Source organism: Nitrosomonas aestuarii, from assembly GCF_003046585.1.
Classification (GTDB): Bacteria; Pseudomonadota; Gammaproteobacteria; order Burkholderiales; family Nitrosomonadaceae; genus Nitrosomonas; species Nitrosomonas aestuarii.
In genome coordinates, this window is sequence record NZ_QAAE01000010.1 from 1 (window position 1) to 16,094 (window position 16,094).

The 16,094-nt window shown below is 45.0% G+C and carries 16 protein-coding genes; 2 read left to right on the forward strand and 14 right to left on the reverse strand.

The window, feature by feature from the left end:
• Positions 1–637: 637 nt before the first annotated feature.
• The 6 genes from C8R11_RS09620 to C8R11_RS09645 all read right to left on the reverse strand — a co-directional run bounded on the left by C8R11_RS09620 (position 638) and on the right by C8R11_RS09645 (position 6,738).
• Positions 638–1,060, reverse strand: coding sequence for a transposase (locus tag C8R11_RS09620; RefSeq protein ID WP_280523890.1), 423 nt, complete (start codon positions 1,058–1,060; stop codon positions 638–640).
• Between the two features lie 282 nt (positions 1,061–1,342).
• Positions 1,343–1,768, reverse strand: coding sequence for an acyl-CoA thioesterase (locus C8R11_RS09625; RefSeq protein WP_107795516.1), 426 nt, complete (start codon positions 1,766–1,768; stop codon positions 1,343–1,345).
• Between the two features lie 145 nt (positions 1,769–1,913).
• On the reverse strand, positions 1,914–2,831 hold the full coding sequence (locus tag C8R11_RS09630) for a sulfotransferase domain-containing protein (protein WP_107795607.1): 918 nt from the start codon (positions 2,829–2,831) through the stop codon (positions 1,914–1,916).
• A 103-nt stretch (positions 2,832–2,934) separates the two neighbouring features.
• A complete protein-coding gene (locus C8R11_RS09635) occupies positions 2,935–4,947 on the reverse strand; it encodes a CocE/NonD family hydrolase (protein ID WP_107795517.1) in 2,013 nt (670 codons plus the stop codon).
• A 9-nt stretch (positions 4,948–4,956) separates the two neighbouring features.
• The gene (locus C8R11_RS09640) at positions 4,957–6,285 is read right to left on the reverse strand and encodes an ATP-grasp domain-containing protein (protein WP_219908577.1); all 1,329 of its coding nucleotides are present in this window, start codon (positions 6,283–6,285) and stop codon (positions 4,957–4,959) included.
• A 102-nt stretch (positions 6,286–6,387) separates the two neighbouring features.
• Positions 6,388–6,738, reverse strand: a complete 351-nt coding sequence (locus C8R11_RS09645; RefSeq protein WP_107795518.1) for a hypothetical protein — start codon at positions 6,736–6,738, stop codon at positions 6,388–6,390.
• A 361-nt stretch (positions 6,739–7,099) separates the two neighbouring features.
• On the opposite strand from C8R11_RS09645, the gene C8R11_RS09650 reads away from it, so the two are divergent.
• A complete protein-coding gene (locus C8R11_RS09650) occupies positions 7,100–7,909 on the forward strand; it encodes a ferritin-like domain-containing protein (protein WP_107795519.1) in 810 nt (269 codons plus the stop codon).
• Positions 7,910–7,931: 22 nt separating this feature from the next.
• On the opposite strand, the gene C8R11_RS09655 is transcribed toward C8R11_RS09650, so the two are convergent.
• The 4 genes from C8R11_RS09655 to pmbA form a co-directional block, all read right to left on the reverse strand.
• On the reverse strand, positions 7,932–9,176 hold the full coding sequence (locus tag C8R11_RS09655) for an EAL and HDOD domain-containing protein (RefSeq protein WP_090701747.1): 1,245 nt from the start codon (positions 9,174–9,176) through the stop codon (positions 7,932–7,934).
• A gap of 226 nt (positions 9,177–9,402) precedes the next feature.
• Positions 9,403–10,686 (reverse strand): TRAP transporter large permease, encoded by a 1,284-nt coding sequence (locus C8R11_RS09660; RefSeq protein WP_107795520.1) that lies wholly within the window; start codon positions 10,684–10,686, stop codon positions 9,403–9,405.
• The gene (locus C8R11_RS09665) at positions 10,683–11,234 is read right to left on the reverse strand and encodes a TRAP transporter small permease subunit (RefSeq protein WP_107795521.1); all 552 of its coding nucleotides are present in this window, start codon (positions 11,232–11,234) and stop codon (positions 10,683–10,685) included. The genes C8R11_RS09660 and C8R11_RS09665 overlap by 4 nt, the downstream gene beginning before the upstream one ends.
• A gap of 13 nt (positions 11,235–11,247) precedes the next feature.
• Positions 11,248–12,612 (reverse strand): metalloprotease PmbA, encoded by a 1,365-nt coding sequence (gene pmbA, locus C8R11_RS09670; RefSeq protein WP_107795609.1) that lies wholly within the window; start codon positions 12,610–12,612, stop codon positions 11,248–11,250.
• 246 nt (positions 12,613–12,858) lie between these two features.
• Between pmbA and yjgA the strand changes: the two genes are divergently transcribed.
• On the forward strand, positions 12,859–13,389 hold the full coding sequence (gene yjgA, locus C8R11_RS09675; RefSeq protein WP_107795522.1) for a ribosome biogenesis factor YjgA: 531 nt from the start codon (positions 12,859–12,861) through the stop codon (positions 13,387–13,389).
• A 21-nt stretch (positions 13,390–13,410) separates the two neighbouring features.
• Here yjgA and C8R11_RS09680 read toward each other — a convergent pair whose 3' ends face one another.
• From C8R11_RS09680 to C8R11_RS09695, 4 genes are all read right to left on the reverse strand, one after another.
• A complete protein-coding gene (locus C8R11_RS09680; protein ID WP_090701755.1) occupies positions 13,411–13,635 on the reverse strand; it encodes a DUF6677 family protein in 225 nt (74 codons plus the stop codon).
• Positions 13,636–13,762: 127 nt separating this feature from the next.
• Positions 13,763–14,656, reverse strand: coding sequence for a heme o synthase (cyoE, locus tag C8R11_RS09685; RefSeq protein ID WP_090701758.1), 894 nt, complete (start codon positions 14,654–14,656; stop codon positions 13,763–13,765).
• 89 nt (positions 14,657–14,745) lie between these two features.
• Entirely contained in the window at positions 14,746–15,330 is a 585-nt protein-coding gene (locus tag C8R11_RS09690; RefSeq protein ID WP_090701761.1) for an SCO family protein, read from the reverse strand.
• On the reverse strand, positions 15,308–16,021 hold the full coding sequence (locus C8R11_RS09695) for an SURF1 family protein (protein ID WP_107795523.1): 714 nt from the start codon (positions 16,019–16,021) through the stop codon (positions 15,308–15,310). Before C8R11_RS09695 ends, C8R11_RS09690 begins: the two co-directional genes overlap by 23 nt.
• Between the last annotated feature and the right edge of the window lie 73 nt (positions 16,022–16,094).

Here is a 16,094-nt window from a genome sequence, read left to right on the forward strand (position 1 = left end):
GTAATACTCCAAAGTTTTTGTTTCTTTTAGGTAAAAACATTTTAATAAATAGCTGTTCAGAGCAAGCCTTCAACCTGCCCACAAGGAAAAAGGAACCAATTTGCTCTTCAATTAATCAAAAGCACATATAATGCCAATACTTTATATTGACAAATGACCTGGCATAACATGCTGTATTATAATGGTATTATTGGTGAGTAAAAAATGATGGGATAATTGATTGATAGGGCTAGTAGTTTATAAGACACAATTTGTGTAAATATAGAGGGATTCCTATAGTAAGTGTAAGGTATTCTTTACAGTTTTTTGATGACCAGAACAAATATTTTTTGTATTATTTGATGACAAAAGACAAATGGCTGTGTGTGATCCGCCTCATGATAAATAAATAATAGTCTAATAAACATACGGTTGAAGTATTTATGAGGATTGGGTGTTGCTAAAAAAATACGAAAATTATAGTAATTTCAATAACCATCCTTAGTGTAAACAATTTCGACACTTAGAGATCTTTACAAAACCAGGGTTTCAGAATTCCATATTTTAGCTACAGCTATTTTTATGCAATTTGACTCACCTTGAACCATTCAGACCCGTAGAGTGACATGATCATTGGCTTATTATCGCTGTTTCCTATTTAAAAGGCGCATTTCTCCTGTACCGTTAAACTTTGTATATAGCGCTTAGGTAACCTTTTCAGCTTATATGCCACAGCAAGCAGCACATGCCAGGCATGTGCTTTATCCAGCCCCTGATAACGTAGTATTTTGCTGCCGAACCAACGTGCCTGACTGCCAAAAGTACGCTCCACGACATACCGGGATTTGGTAATGAGGCGATTACGTTGTAATTGTCGCCGGGTCAGCGGTTTGTTCTTCACCGCTTTATGCTGGATGCCGTTTTTGATCCCACGCGTCTTTAAAGCTTCATGGTGCTTCTGACTACAATAGGCCTTGTCACCATGCAGCCGCGAACCTGCTTTGATCGCAGCTTTATCAAGCAATGCCAACATCGGTTTACTATCATGCGCATTGGCAGCGATAGTTTCTATCACTGACACCAGGCCATTGTGAAGTGGCCCCGGTTATTTGGACACCGGGAGGGGGTAAGTTAAGGAGTTATTTTCTGTATGATTATTTTTATAAATAAAAGGAGTACAGAAAATGAGCAAGAAACGTAGAAATCATTCACCGGAATTTAAATCAAAAGTTGCCTTTGCGGGTGCGGTGCGTGACATAGCAGTCTGAGAAACTCATGCCCATTCCTATAACCAACTGATTGAAAACGGTATTATAGCATTATTGCAGTACAACCATGCTGCTTGCCGTGCAAAAGCCTCTGTTCATGCCTTCGGCACTTCCCTTGGTCGCCGGTCGTTGTCGATGGCAACATAAGTCAATACCGCTTCGGTCACTTTAATACATATTTCCTCGCCGCCTTCCCGCGCACCGCGCTGGGCGTATACCGCCACATCTACAGTAATCGATGTTCGTCCTACCCCGACAATGTCTGCATAGAAACTGACAAGATCGCCCACCAGCACCGGTTGTTTGAATACGAACGAGTTCACGGCCACGGTGACAGCCCGGCCGCGTGCGCGTCGGATGGCCGGAATACTGCCTGCGATATCGACCTGCGACATGATCCAGCCACCGAAAATATCGCCGGCATAATTCGTATCTGATGATGTCGGCACCATACGCAATACGGGCTGCTCTTCTGGCAGTGAAACATGCAGTGCCGCGTCACTGGTTGTTGTTTTTTGCATTATCGATGATCTATCCAGTTTGTCGTTGCGATGCTGCTGTTACATTATAAACAGGTTCAAAATGCTCATTTACTATAAATAAGCTTCGTTTCCCGCCTGCTATTACCTCGCATCGGCCATCTCGAAAACCTTTTTCAACGACCTGTTAAAGGACGCCATTCTCAAGCCACGCACGGCATTCCTTGTTCAATACACGATCACAAGCAGCATCGTATTGCGCCAGCTCATCATTAGAGAGCACATCACGCCAGCGCCCATTGGTCCCTTTGTGCAGAAAAGTTTTTGCGCCGCCCTTCCATAATTCTCCGCCTCCGGGTGCATACAGTTCACCCTGATTTTTCATTTCAGCAAACGAAACTGCTTTGACAATGCCGCTCCAGGCATTTTCGGGTATCTCTATCTCAAGAAACGCCGCCATGCGCCGAATCTCCCCTTCGGTATCTGTGAGCATATCGCCATAGTTAAACAGTTCGATATTGGGCAAATGACGAAAATCCCACCAGGATCGCACGTTTGACAGATGCGACCAGTACGGCCAGCCGTCATGTTCCCATGCAAATGCGCCACGTGTTATCCAGCCGCGCCAGAAATCATGAATATCATCCGGTGGGGGCGGCAGTTCATCACCTTCCCGGCCGGACAGTATATTCATCAGCATGCGCGTCTCGTCCTTCATCTTGGTGTAATGATTCCATAAAGACATAAACACATCGCGCGGATCGCGGGCGATATAGAGATATTTGATGTTTGCGTTATAAGACAGGCCATCCAGCGGCAGGTGTGTTTTGATAAAACGGCGATGCTGCTGCGCTTTTAATTTGTTCAACACAATTTCGAGCGGCATAATGCGCATGTCGAGCCACGGTGACATTTCAAAGGGCGCTGCGGGGAAACAGCCATCTGGAAAGAGCAGATGCGCAACGATTGCCTGCGTCCATGTCGTCCCCGCCTTATACGACGTGGCAATGACTATATCATCATCGCGCGGTACAAAATAATCCCAGCGTGTACTGTCCATATGGTGGTTCTGATAAATATGTTTTTGTTGCGGTAGATTCGACATTTGCATGACCTGTTGAATTGATTTGGCGATAATTTAAAGGAACGTTTCAGATTTGGCAAATATATGCTGATGCGCTTACCGGGTATCTTCTAAAGCGCATCCATCAAACAAGCTTCCGCCTTATACGGCGATTCCAGTTTTTTGAAAAAACCCGTTTGCCTGCTTCATAAGCATCGAGTTCGGCATCCAGGTAAAAATAATTTTCATCACAGCGCAACACCGTACGTGTAATTGTTTTAACCTGCCAGTCTCCACGTTCAAAACTTCTCGTCCACAGCGTTTCACCCTTCGCTGAGCTAAAGTCATCACCCTGGTAGGAATACCATTCTTCGGTTTTACGCTGCACCTTCAGATCAATATCTTCAAGTTGATACAGCCCGTTATCATTAATTACTTCGAGCGTTGAGATATCCTGATCCAGCTCCCGGATAACACGCCAGTTATGATGCCCTTCCTTGATCTGCCGCTGCTGGCTACTGACGGATGCTTCGGCATCAGGGAAATTGATACATTCTTCTCTTGGCGTGCGTACCGGCAGTATCAAACGGCTACTGCCAATATGGATTTTCAATTGTGCAGACTGTGGCGGCGGCCAGGCTAAAGGGAAATAGGATGAAGAAATTGCGATACGAATACGGTGTCCTTTTGGCAGACTCTGCGCCACATCATTTAACTGCACACGAACCGGATACACCTTGTCTGGTTGCAAGGATGACGGATCGGCATGACTGTCACGATGAGTTAAATTCAGCATACCATAAGTGATACGAGTTACTTTGTTGTCCGGGCGCATATCGGATAAGCGAACAGCGATCATCGCCACTGGCCGGTTCGCCGACAGCTCCAGTTCAAGCACCGGCGCACCCAGTATTTCAAGTGTTTCCAGCAATGGTGTGGTGGTAAACAACAATGCACCACCATCTTCTTCTCGTTGATCATGTGGCAAATCCGGCGTTGCACTGTACGAGCACCATTTACCAGCGAATAAACCGTTACTCAGCGGTGATTGCAGTGTCAGAGCATGCGCTGCCACATTATTATCTTCATCGACCAGGCGGTATTCATCCAGTTTGTATATACGCGGCATGATATTGGGAGAAGGCCAGCATGACTCACTTATCCAGCGGCCATAGCGTTGATGATAAAATGTCGACGGCGGCATGCTGTCGAGCATCCATGCGCGCAGCATGGGTTCACCCATGATGTCCGTTTCCTGGTTCTTGAGCCATTTATCCCACCAGCGAAGACATTCCTGCAAAAAACCGATTGCCGGTCCGGGCACGCCCAAGTGCGGATATTTATGACTCCAGGGTCCAATCAATCCTAAACGGGGGCCCGATAAATTTGCCAGCAAGCGAAATACGGCATTGGAATAACCATCAGCCCAGCCACTGACCGCCATCACAGGGATATTCACTCTGGAATAATCCTCACAAATAGAACCATGCCGCCAGTATTCACCGCGATGCTGATGCTGCAGCCAGATTTCCAGCCAGAGGCCACTGCCCTGTAACCGTTCAAACCACATATCGCGCCACTTGCCCCCGACGATAGCCGGGTCTGGCGGCAGTGAGTTATAAGCAAACATGGTCGAAGCCCAGGAAAGATTGTCTCCGAGCAGGCATCCGCCCATATAATGTACATCATCCGCATAACGATCATCCGTGGAACACACGCTGACAACTGCTTTAAGCGCCGGTGGCTGCATTGCTGCAATCTGCAGTCCATTAAAACCACCCCAGGAAATGCCTATCATACCTACATTACCATTGCACCATGATTGCTGTACCAGCCACTTAATTACCGCGACGCCATCATTGAGTTCCTGCTGCAGATACTCGTCACACAATACGCCTTCTGAATCACCGCTGCCACGTATATCCACACGTATACAGGCATAACCATGACCAGCAAAGTACGGGTGCATTGTTTCATCGCGCAAACGCACGCCATCGCGTTTACGGTAAGGAATATATTCGAGTATGGCCGGAACAGGACTGGCTTCGGCACTTTCAGGCATCCAGATACGCGCGGCTAACCTTATACCATCGGGCATCGCAATCCAAAGATGCTCGATATGCCGAATCCTGTGCGGAAAATCGCTAACGATTTTCATATGAATACCTTAATTGGATATCTGCCGATCGACGGGCTCAAGTTCGATACGCATTGCCTGTTGTACATCACGGTATTTCTGAAGTAATTCTTTCTGAGTGTTACCCCCCAGAAAGATGACCGCGATTTCATAACTGTAACTGTCCTGATCCTTGAGTTCCGACAAATACATACCGCTGTGTATATGCAGTTGAATATCTGCCTCTGGAAACTGCCGTTTGAGGACTGACAAATCGTTCGCTGTCGGCACATGTCTAACATAAGCGTCTTTGTAAATCCGCCACATGAATTTAGCGGCTACTTTATAGTTGCCCTGACGGTATGGAAAATCAGGTTTCTGTCCCAGTGCGAGTTCCAGCATGACTTTTTGATGCGTAGCGCCGTCCACATCACGAAACAGCGGGCAGTGTGACTTGGAAATGCGCGTATTAATCTCCAACAACCAGATTTTGTCCTCCGCATGCTGATGGTGCTCCCAATAATATTCGATATTGAAAGGCCCATTATCAAAATCGATATACTCGAGAAAATGTCGGGTAACCGCGGTCATTTCCTGCTGAATACGCTGTGGAATCATCGACGGGTATTGATATCGCGCAAAACTGCAACGGTGCTGACCCTCGCGGATTGAATCAACAACACCGTAAACAGTAACCTCACCCTGATAAACATAGCCCTCAAGTGTGCATTGCCGCCCCCGGGATATAATGCTCTCAACTATGCAATAATTCCCATCCACGTTTGCCACTTCATCCGGCAACCGGGCAAATTGCAGCATATAGTTGAATGGATTGGCAAAACGGAAAATCTTTCTGCGAATGGTCTGGATCGCCTGTTTAAGCTCGGCATCATTACGCACCTTGAAGCCCAAATGCGAGGAAGCTGCTTTGACCGGTTTTATCCAGAAAGGATAAGCAACTGTAATCGACTGGCCAGGCTCATCTGCAAAAGGGTTGACCGCACAAAAATCGGGGATATATTCCGGCACGATTTTTTTTTGCTCCAGACGGCACCAGTATTTATGCTCGCACTTAAGCACCGCTTCATAACTGGGCGACGCCAGGCCATAGGGTTTTCGCAACAATGGCAACATGATACTGACCGGAAAATCCCAGTATCCTACAATGGCGTCTACAGAACCGGGAAACCGTTTCAATTGCTCAAGCGCGCCTTCATATAAAGCCTTGACGGGAAATTCGAGACCTGACTTTACCTGACGAAAACTGAAAAGCTCATGAAAACGGTAATTCGCTGCAGAATCCAGTGCCTGCATTTGGGCTAAATTAAATTGATCTGCACCAAACACAAATATATTGTTCTGAGCAGATTTCATTTTCATTTTAATTACACAACCTGACACAATTCATGGAGTATTCTACAATAGCACATGCTGGAAAAACTTACATGACAGGCTGGGCATGCGATACACGGACGGGCCACTTTATTTGATGACCGGCATGAGTTTCGCACCGGTGACACCGATACCAATTACCGTTCCCTGTCCTGGTTTACTATGCTTAACGACTGGCTGGCCACTTCCCCGCAAATGTGCACACTGAATCGCAATTAAATCGGCCGGCACACCAATAAACTGGAAGTACTGCATTTTGCCAAATCCGCCGGTCTTCAGGTGCCGACCACTCAGGTTACCAATGATTGCTATCTTATCGATGCGCTTAGCGTGGAAGTTAAAATGATCACCAAACCCGTCCCCGGCGGCGATATTATGAGCTTGTCCAAACGCTTCGGGACCAAATCGCGTTCCCCGCGGGCACTGCAGCCAGTCCGGCAATTATCCAGCCAGAACTCCACAGAATCTATCTGCGTATCTATCGACTGGACAGAAGCTATTTTGGATTCTTTATTAACGCCGATACCGTCGACTACCGGAAAACACGCAACCGTAAAATCGAATGCGCCAAGCAACTGCCCATTGCAATATTAACCGGATTCGAGCGCCTGATGGACACCATGCATCTTGATTGGGAAGCGGTAGATTTCAAGTGGTATTATCGCGTATCTGTTGCAAAATTCACCAGATTGATATATGCATACCCGCCAATTGAGAAGGCGCATGGATTATCGCTAATGGCTTTTACCTGAAAAACACGCGACAATACATTTTTTTGACATATCTGTATTTGTAGGTCGTTATGAATTCCCTGTTTGAAGCAGCCGAACGCTGTTTGAAATCCCGTAAGATCGAAGAAAAGCTATATTTGACACAAGAAGCTTCACAGGCCTGGCAACAAGGATTATTATCGCTTGAACCAACGTGCAAACCTGAACCGATCAGCGAACCAGGACGCCCAGACAAGCCTGTTCTGGTGATGCCCGGAGATGTCCCCAAGCGGCGCTTGGGGACAAAAGCAGGGCTGGCCGCACTGATTCATGCGGTGACACATATCGAGTTCAACGCCATTCATCTTGCCTGGGATGCTGTATATCGTTTCCGTGGTCTACCAAAGCAATTTTACGGCGACTGGTTGCACGTAGCCCACGAAGAAGCCTACCATTTTCAATTACTGCGCGAACGCCTCAATGAACTCGGGCATGACTACGGCGACTTTCCCGCTCACAACGGTTTATGGGAGATGACCAGGAAAACCGCTTTTGATCCGATGGTACGCATGGCGCTTGTCCCACGTGTCCTGGAAGCCAGAGGGCTGGATGTAACACCCGGCATTATAAAACGCTTACGCAACGCAGGTGAAGACAAAACAGTTGCTCTACTGGAAATTATTATGCAAGACGAAATCGGCCATGTAAAAATAGGTTCACACTGGTTTAAATATTTTTGCAATCAACGCGGTCTGAACTCTGAACAGACATTCCGCAGTTTGCTGAACCAGTATTTTACGGGAAAAATATCCGGTCCTTTTCATTTTGAAGCCAGGCAAAAAGCAGGCTTTACCAATAATGAATTAAAAGCGCTTGAGGACTTGGAAATCCCGGAAGCATAACCTCTCTTCAACCATGATTCAATTAATCCGGCGAATTTACCATTTCGCTGATACGGTTTGCCCAGGCCAGGGCCTCGAGCTCCATTACGGTAAATTCACTCATGCTGATAAAACCCAGCTCTGTCAGCGCCGTTAGCACTGTTTCAAATTCACCTTGCTCATGCGCCTCAATTAATGCCAGTTGACGACCTAGATATCCACGTCGTGACAATAACGCATCACCCATATCCTTTTGTATACTGAGCGTTTCCACAAGTTCGGACATTTCCATGTCCAGCAGGGCATCAAGTAACGATAAAACACCCACCATAAAGGCGCGGTCGTGATGATTTTTATCATGAGGGCGATCTGCAATTGCAATAAGTTCTAACAATTTGCCACGAACTGAGGCTGTCTGAACTAATGCATCGGACGAACTGCCATCCTTTTGTTTGGCGGTATACAGCAATATCTGCACCCACCTCTGTAGCTGTTTCCGGCCCAGTATCATGATGGCCCGTTTAATTGAATTAATCGTTTTGGGCATACCTGTGGCCGCAGAATTGACCATGCGCAGCAGATTATAGCTTAAGCCAGGCTGATATTTGAATTCATTCTCAATTTCAGTAACATCGCCATCTTTGACAATGAGCAGAAGTAATTTCAGCAATGACAATTTGGAAGGGTCGATCCGCTTGCCGGAAATAATCTCCGGTTTTGCAAAATAAAAACCCTGCAACATATTGAAGCCCAGGGCTATGCACTTTTTTGCAGTTTTACGGTTTTCAACTTTCTCAGCGAGCAGTAAAACCGGCCATCGTTTTAAATTATTAATCAGACAGGTTAATTCCTTTTCATTTAACGCGTTGACATTTATTTTAACGACATTGACCAATGGCAACAGACGCTCAAACTGCTTATCTATACGAACTACACTGGAAAGTGCGATCTGATAGCCTTTACGGCTTAACTCTGAACAGCGCTGAATAATCTCATCATTAATTTCAACACTTCTGAGTATTTCAAAAACTATATGATTTTTTGGAAGTAGAAAAACCGCATCACTTAATAAAAATTTGGCGTCCACTTTTATAAAACCGCGCCGCCTCCCCATGACATTTTCAATACCCAGCTGTCCGTAGGTATCAATAATGACACTTGCCGAGGCTGCCCGATTATCCGTGACACTGACTTCATTTTGTTGGTTATCACGAAACAACAATTCAAATGCCGCTATATTCTGCTTGCTGTCAAGTATTGGCAGCCTGCCAAGAAAGACGTCCTTCATATTTGACCCTGTATACCCATGATCCTGTATCGCGAAGTGATTCCTTACACCCTACACCCAGAACGAACCAATACACCCAGTGTAATTCAGTATGCTTATTGCCTGAACTGTATTCATAATATGTGGCAGTCTAACCGAGTACAAGCAAACACCATTGCTCATTTAAGCAAAGTTTATGCCTTCTATTTAAGAGATTTGTTTGCTAAAAACAGCTATAGTGCATGCATCAAAACACACGGACAATTCCTGGAAACACCATCACAATCGCCAATGCAATCAGCTGCAGAAAAATAAAAGGAATAACACCACGATAGATCTCCAGGGTACTGACCGATGCGGGTGCTACTCCTCGCAGATAGAACAGTGAAAACCCGAAAGGAGGCGTCAAAAATGACGCCTGCAAATTTAAGGCGATAAGGATGCCAAACCAAAGTGGATCAATGTCCAGTTTTAGCAGTACAGGCGCAATCATGGGTACAAAAATATAGGCGATTTCGACAAAATCGATAAAGAAGCCAAGCAAAAAAATGACGAGCATCATTAATATAACAAACCCCCATTGACCACCAGGAATATATTGCATGATTTCCTCAACGGCCTCATCGCCGCCGGTATAGGTAAATACCATCGAAAAGAACGTAGCGCCCGCCAGAATGGTAAACACCATTGCGCTGATTTTAGTCGTTTCCATCGCGACCTGGTGCAGCATGGAGAACCGGAAGCGGCCACCTGGCAGCGCCAGAATAATCGCCCCCACTGCTCCCATGGCTGCTGATTCTGTCGGTGTAGCAACACCGGCAATAACAGTGCCCAGTACTACCATAATCAGTGCCAGTGCAGGTACGATCGCTTTAAATACCTGCCAATAATGAACGGTGCTCAAAGCGGAGCTGCGTGGTATCGGGGGTGCGAAATCTTTCTTTAAATAGGCAGCAACCAGACATACAATGATATACAACACGACCAGCAACAGACCGGGCAGCAGTGCAGCACGGTAAAAATCACCTACAGGCTGTTGCAAGACATCGCCAAGAATGATAAGCACGATGGAAGGCGGAATAATCTGCCCAAGCGTACCCGAAGCGCAGATCACACCGCTGGCCAACTTTTTGTCATAGCTGTATTTCAGCATCACCGGCAAGGCAATCAAACCCATGGTAACAACCGAAGCGCCTACTACACCGGTCGATGCCGCCAGCAACATACCAACCACAACTGTGGAAACAGCCAGACCACCCCGCACATGTCCGAACAATAATCCCATGGACTCAAGCATTCTTTCTGCAATACCCGATTTTTCGAGGATCAGTCCCATGAAAATAAAAAGCGGTACCGCCATCAGGGTGACATTGGTCATAATTGCATGCAGGCGGTATGCTACCAACAGAAAAAGATCAAGTCCTTGTGTATATAACCCGAACAATACCGCCACACCACCAAATGTAAATGCAACGGGATAACCCAATGTCAGCATCAGCAGACAGACGATGAACATGATCAGTGCGATCATAATTTTTCTTGATACGACTTGTTACTCTTGGCCGGCATCGCTGTATCACCCGCCAGCAAACGGATATTACGGGAAACAAAAGCACATGACTGAATTAATACAAGAAAATAACCGAGTGGAAGCAACGCTTTGAATACAAAACGATAAGACAGTCCGCCCGGATCGTTTGATACTTCCTGAACTTCATACGAATAGGCAACAAAATCGAACGAACTGTACAAAATCAATGTACACATGGGTATCACAAAAAATACTGTACCAAAGACATCAATCACAGCTTTGTTGCGGGTCGACATTTTTTCGTACCAGACATCGACCCGTACATTCGCGTTTTCACGCATGGTATATGCCGCGCCTAACAGAAAAACGGCAGCGAACAAATGCCATTCCATTTCCTGCATTGCGATTGACCCGGAGTCAAACAGATAACGTGCAATGACATCTATAAAAACGACAGCGACCATCAAAATGCACAACCAACCCGCCAGCCAGCCAAAAGCGCCGGACAATCGGCCTACTGCACACTCGAATTTGCGCAAGGCTTCCATAGTCAGCGCAAATTTAGCCGCCCGCAATTGTCATATGATCTATCAAGATGGAACCACTTTGTTTGGAGCCGCGGACAACAACATCGTCACCGATCGCTGAAATACCGCGGAACATTTCTTTCAGATTCCCCGCGATTGTAATTTCTTCAACGGGGTAACAGATCTCACCATTTTCTACCCAGTAACCGGATGCACCGCGTGAATAATCACCTGTAACCGAATTCACCCCATGACCCATCAATTCAGTAACCAACAACCCTTTGTTCATTTTTCTAAGCATGGCTGCAAAAGCCATCGGCTTCCCGTCGTCGATAATCAGATTATGAGCACCACCGGCATTTCCTGTCGTTTGCATGCCAAGTTTACGTGCAGAATAACTACTCAGAAAGTAACCGTTCACTATGCCGTTTGAAACAACATCACGTTCAACAGTCGCCACACCTTCGTCATCAAAGAAACCGCTGGCCAGGCCTTTTGGTAAATGTGGCAATTCACGTATATTGATATTATCTGCAAAAACCTGCTGACCAATGCTATTCGATAAAAAAGAAGATTTACGATAAAGACTACTACCACTGACTGCAGAGGCAAAATGTCCAATCACGCTTGATGCCACAGGCGCTTCAAATAATACCGGCACGTCACAGGTTGCTATTTTGCGCGCACCCAGCCGGGCAACGGTTCGCTCCCCGGCTTTTCGGCCTATTTGGCCAATTGATTCAAGATCACGGGTATCACGTGCAACGCTGTACCAATAATCTCTTTGTTTCGAATCGCCCTGCTCTGCGATCGCCACACAACTGGCACTGTGTCGCGAATACGGATATCCTCCAAGAAAACCCAGGCTATTGGCATACACAAATTGCGATTCATCAACCGATATACTGGCACCTTCAGAATTGGTAATACGTTTATCTACAGCAAATGCAGTTTGCTCGCAGTCGCGTGCAAGTGCTATCGCTTCCTCCACAGACAAATCCCAGGGATGATACAAATCCAGATCCTGGAAAGTCTGCGCCAGAAGCGTCGCATCTGCTAATCCTGAACATTCATCTTCAGCTGTATGGCGTGCAATCGACAACGCAGCAGAAACCGTATCACTAATCGCCTGAGGTGAAAAATCGGATGTACTGGCATTTCCGCGCTTGTGGCCAATGTAAACGGTTACTGAAAGCCCTTTATCACGATTATATTCTATTGTTTCCACTTCGCTTTTGCGCACAGTCACAGTCTGTCCAAAACCATCGGACACATGCGTTTCGCACGCATTGGCACCGCTTCGTCTGGCTTGTTCCAGGATGTCGCGTGCGATTTCCTGGAGTCTGGAAAAAGGATATGAAAAACGGGTATATGTGTTCGTTGTCGATAACTTATTCATAAAATCATTAACTTTGTCAGAAAACCGCCTTGCAAGATGCGCATAGCGTGTTAAATTACAATACATAAAAAAGCGCTATGATAACAGCTTATGAATAGCACATCGTATGGTTACTTAAAATCGTAATCTACGCAAAAGTGGAAAAAGCCGTTATGGTTAAATTTTTGCTGCAGACGCTTTCATTATTAACTGGTTAAATCCCAACCGAAACGTTATGATCATTCTTATCAATTCTACCTAACCCAAATGGCCGTGCAAAATAACCCCGATAAAAAATTTGAAGACAACGATAACGCCAATAAGCCAAGCAAAACGCAGCGTAAGCAAGCGATGCATAAGTTACAAAAAATGGGCGAACAACTGGTTGAGCTTAATGACAGGCAGCTTGAAGAATTAAATTTACAGGAAATGTTACTCGAAGCAATTTTTGAGGCGCGTCGGATCAATAAATTTGGCGCACGTCAACGTCAGATGCAATATATCGGAAAATTAATGCGAAAAATTGACATATTGCCGATTCAGGAAAAGCTTAACACCTGGCAACAGATTCCCTTCGCTCAGAAGGTTCAATTGCATCAGATAGAGCGCTGGCGTGAACGGCTCTTAAATGATGCAAACGCATTAACAGAGTTTATCAAGCAATATCCAACTGCTGATATCAAGCAGATCCGTTCACTGACAAGGAATACGTTTAAGGAGAAAGTTAGTGACAAACCACCTAAAAGCTATCGGTCGTTATTTCAATTGATACAAGAAACTATACAAGAATCGAATTAATCGTTTAACTAGTTTGTACAATTAACCAAGTTCTCTAAACCTTGCAGCATCCAGAACCGACCATAGGTGAATTACGCCTCCGATGACCGCCGGTATAATCAACACAGCAAAAAAATAATTTGTACTCACAACGAGAAAAAATAACAAGGCAGGTAACGCTCTCCCCTGTACCAATTGACCCAAGCCAGGTATGAGGAAACTGCAAATTGCCGCAAGCACATTACCGCCAGAGCCTTGACCCGCCATTCATAGCGTCCCGGTTAAGTAGATGTCACTCAGAAGATATTCCATTCGACAAGCGAAAGCCCGGCATTATGATTTCTCTACCGGGCTTTTTTAATTATTCACTTACAAAGTTCTGAAAATCAATAGGTCAAAAATAATAATAATGATCAACCAATAATGCCACAAATAGCAATGCAAGATATAAAATCGAGTAGCGAAATGCCTTTCGTGCCAACTGGTCACTGTAATTACGATATATCTCGACTGCGTAATACATAAATACTGCGTTCAATACAGCTGCACTCGCTATATATATAAGACCGCTCATTTGCGTCAGATAAGGAAATATCGTAATGATACACAGAATAACTGTATACAGCAGTACATGTAACTTTGTAAACTGATCACCATGCGTCACGGGAAGCATGGGCATTCCAATGGAAGCGTATTCTTTTTTACGATATAGCGCCAATGCCCAGAAATGAGGCGGTGTCCAGGCAAAAATAATCAAAAATAACAGTAGTGCATCTGCAGTAATCTCACCTGTCACAGCAGTCCAGCCCAATACTGGCGGCATCGCTCCAGAAGCACCGCCTATTACTATGTTTTGTGGCGTCAGTGGTTTTAATATGACAGTATAGATAATTGCATAACCTACAAAAGTACCTAAGGTCAGCCACATCGTCAGTGGATTAATCCATTCATAAAGAATAAACAAACCAAAGCCGCCGATAAGCAGTAAAAATAACGTGGTTTCAGGTACGTTCACTTTACCTTGTGGTAACGGGCGGCCTTTCGTTCTGGCCATGACGGCGTCCAATTTCTGTTCAACCAGACAATTGAGTGCAGCTGCCGCACCCGCAACCAGCGCAATACCTAAAGTGCCAAAAAACAGTACATCAATGGGTACCGCACCCGGCACCGACAAAAACATTCCAATCACCGCTGTAAACACGATCAACGAGACTACTCTTGGTTTTGTTAATCGATAAAACTGGTTTATACGTGATGCTGTTTCATGCCATACTAAACTCGTTGCCATTCTAATCACCTCCTACATTTCTTTTATGAATTACTTTCAATTCAGACAGTTAATTACTAGGTATCTTAATCCGTTTTGTCAATATTTAATCAGTGTTCTAGTTGGGACACATGTAACAGTCGTTTAATATCATCGCTCAATTTTCTGGGTTCAATATTTTCAGGAAAGCGCATCATTAAATTTCCGAGTGGATCAATCAAATAGATATGATTACGTTGTATTTCTTTGGTTGGGATCAGGTCAAGCAACTCACTATCGCGCGCATTCACAATAATAGTGCCATCGTATTCGTTCCATAATTCGTCTTCAACTGGCACATTATCATCTACCAGCCATAAACGCTCTATCCGGTGCATTTCTTTGTTCTGCATTGTACGAATCTGGCGCATATAATAGAGCTTTGAACGACAGGACTCATCACATTGACCAGAATCAACCGTCAACATTATCCATTTACCGTGCAAATCTTTTATCCTGAAAATAATGTTAGTTTTTTGCGTAACCCCTGAACCTGATAATTTCTGCACATCTAAAAGTTCGCCATAATTAATGCTACCGGGACGATAACCCATAAAAAAAAGGGTATATGAAATCACAACCGGTGAAAGCAACAACACCAACATAATTATCAGCTTGCGCCTGTTGGATTTTTTATTTACTTCTTCGTTTGACATTTAACACCAGGAAAATAATGATAGTTGTTATAGCCAAGGTGAACCACTGAATTGCGTACCCGATATTTTTTGATGCACCTGAATCAGGTCTATCCCAATCGCGAATTAAGCCGTCCTCTACTTTGTTTTTTTGTAAAATCATTATCGGTTGCAAATCGAATCCCGTCATTTCTTTATAGCGTTCCAAATTAAAACTATCCCATACAACGCCGGACACCGTATGATCTGATAATTCAAGCATTTTTAATTCAGGTGAAACAACGGTGCCAGTAACAAGCGTTTCATCAGCTACAGTCGGTATTTCCGGGAGAATGGAGCGATCATAACCAACCGGCACCCAACCTCTGTTAATAATGACATACCATTGACTATTGGCGATTTGCAGCGGCGTGAGCACGTGATAACCGGCGCGACCTTTATAAGTCTTATTATCCAAGAAAATCGTATATTCAGATCGATATTTCCCTCTCGCATCGACTTGTCGATATTGAAAATCTTCTAACCTGATTAAACTGCCTGGAACCGTCACCACGGGCTCTAGTGACAATTGTTCAAGCTGCTCATGACGAGATTTTCTTTCGTCAGCGCGTGACAATTGCCATTTACCCAGCTCCAGAAAGATCCACACCATACAGATTGTAATCGCTACGGCCCATAACTTCGGTCTAAATTGATAACCTGCCAAAGTCATAGTAATACGCTGTTTTCTGCTGTGGTTATATCGTTCATTCTGGATACAATGACTATTGTAAAAAAGATTCCAG

What these genes read in the sequence shown, in the direction of transcription:
- C8R11_RS09625 (WP_107795516.1), bottom strand. Translation starts at nt 1,768, where the DNA reads ATGCAAAAAACAACAACCAGTGACGCGGCACTGCATGTTTCACTGCCA.
- C8R11_RS09635 (WP_107795517.1), bottom strand. Translation starts at nt 4,947, where the DNA reads ATGAAAATCGTTAGCGATTTTCCGCACAGGATTCGGCATATCGAGCAT.
- C8R11_RS09665 (WP_107795521.1), bottom strand. Translation starts at nt 11,234, where the DNA reads ATGGAAGCCTTGCGCAAATTCGAGTGTGCAGTAGGCCGATTGTCCGGC.
- C8R11_RS09660 (WP_107795520.1), bottom strand. Translation starts at nt 10,686, where the DNA reads ATGATCGCACTGATCATGTTCATCGTCTGTCTGCTGATGCTGACATTG.
- C8R11_RS09650 (WP_107795519.1), top strand. Translation starts at nt 7,100, where the DNA reads ATGAATTCCCTGTTTGAAGCAGCCGAACGCTGTTTGAAATCCCGTAAG.
- C8R11_RS09630 (WP_107795607.1), bottom strand. Translation starts at nt 2,831, where the DNA reads ATGTCGAATCTACCGCAACAAAAACATATTTATCAGAACCACCATATG.
- pmbA (WP_107795609.1), bottom strand. Translation starts at nt 12,612, where the DNA reads ATGAATAAGTTATCGACAACGAACACATATACCCGTTTTTCATATCCT.
- yjgA (WP_107795522.1), top strand. Translation starts at nt 12,859, where the DNA reads ATGGCCGTGCAAAATAACCCCGATAAAAAATTTGAAGACAACGATAAC.
- C8R11_RS09655 (WP_090701747.1), bottom strand. Translation starts at nt 9,176, where the DNA reads ATGAAGGACGTCTTTCTTGGCAGGCTGCCAATACTTGACAGCAAGCAG.
- C8R11_RS09695 (WP_107795523.1), bottom strand. Translation starts at nt 16,021, where the DNA reads ATGACTTTGGCAGGTTATCAATTTAGACCGAAGTTATGGGCCGTAGCG.
- C8R11_RS09680 (WP_090701755.1), bottom strand. Translation starts at nt 13,635, where the DNA reads ATGGCGGGTCAAGGCTCTGGCGGTAATGTGCTTGCGGCAATTTGCAGT.
- cyoE (WP_090701758.1), bottom strand. Translation starts at nt 14,656, where the DNA reads ATGGCAACGAGTTTAGTATGGCATGAAACAGCATCACGTATAAACCAG.
- C8R11_RS09640 (WP_219908577.1), bottom strand. Translation starts at nt 6,285, where the DNA reads ATGAAAATGAAATCTGCTCAGAACAATATATTTGTGTTTGGTGCAGAT.
- C8R11_RS09690 (WP_090701761.1), bottom strand. Translation starts at nt 15,330, where the DNA reads ATGTCAAACGAAGAAGTAAATAAAAAATCCAACAGGCGCAAGCTGATA.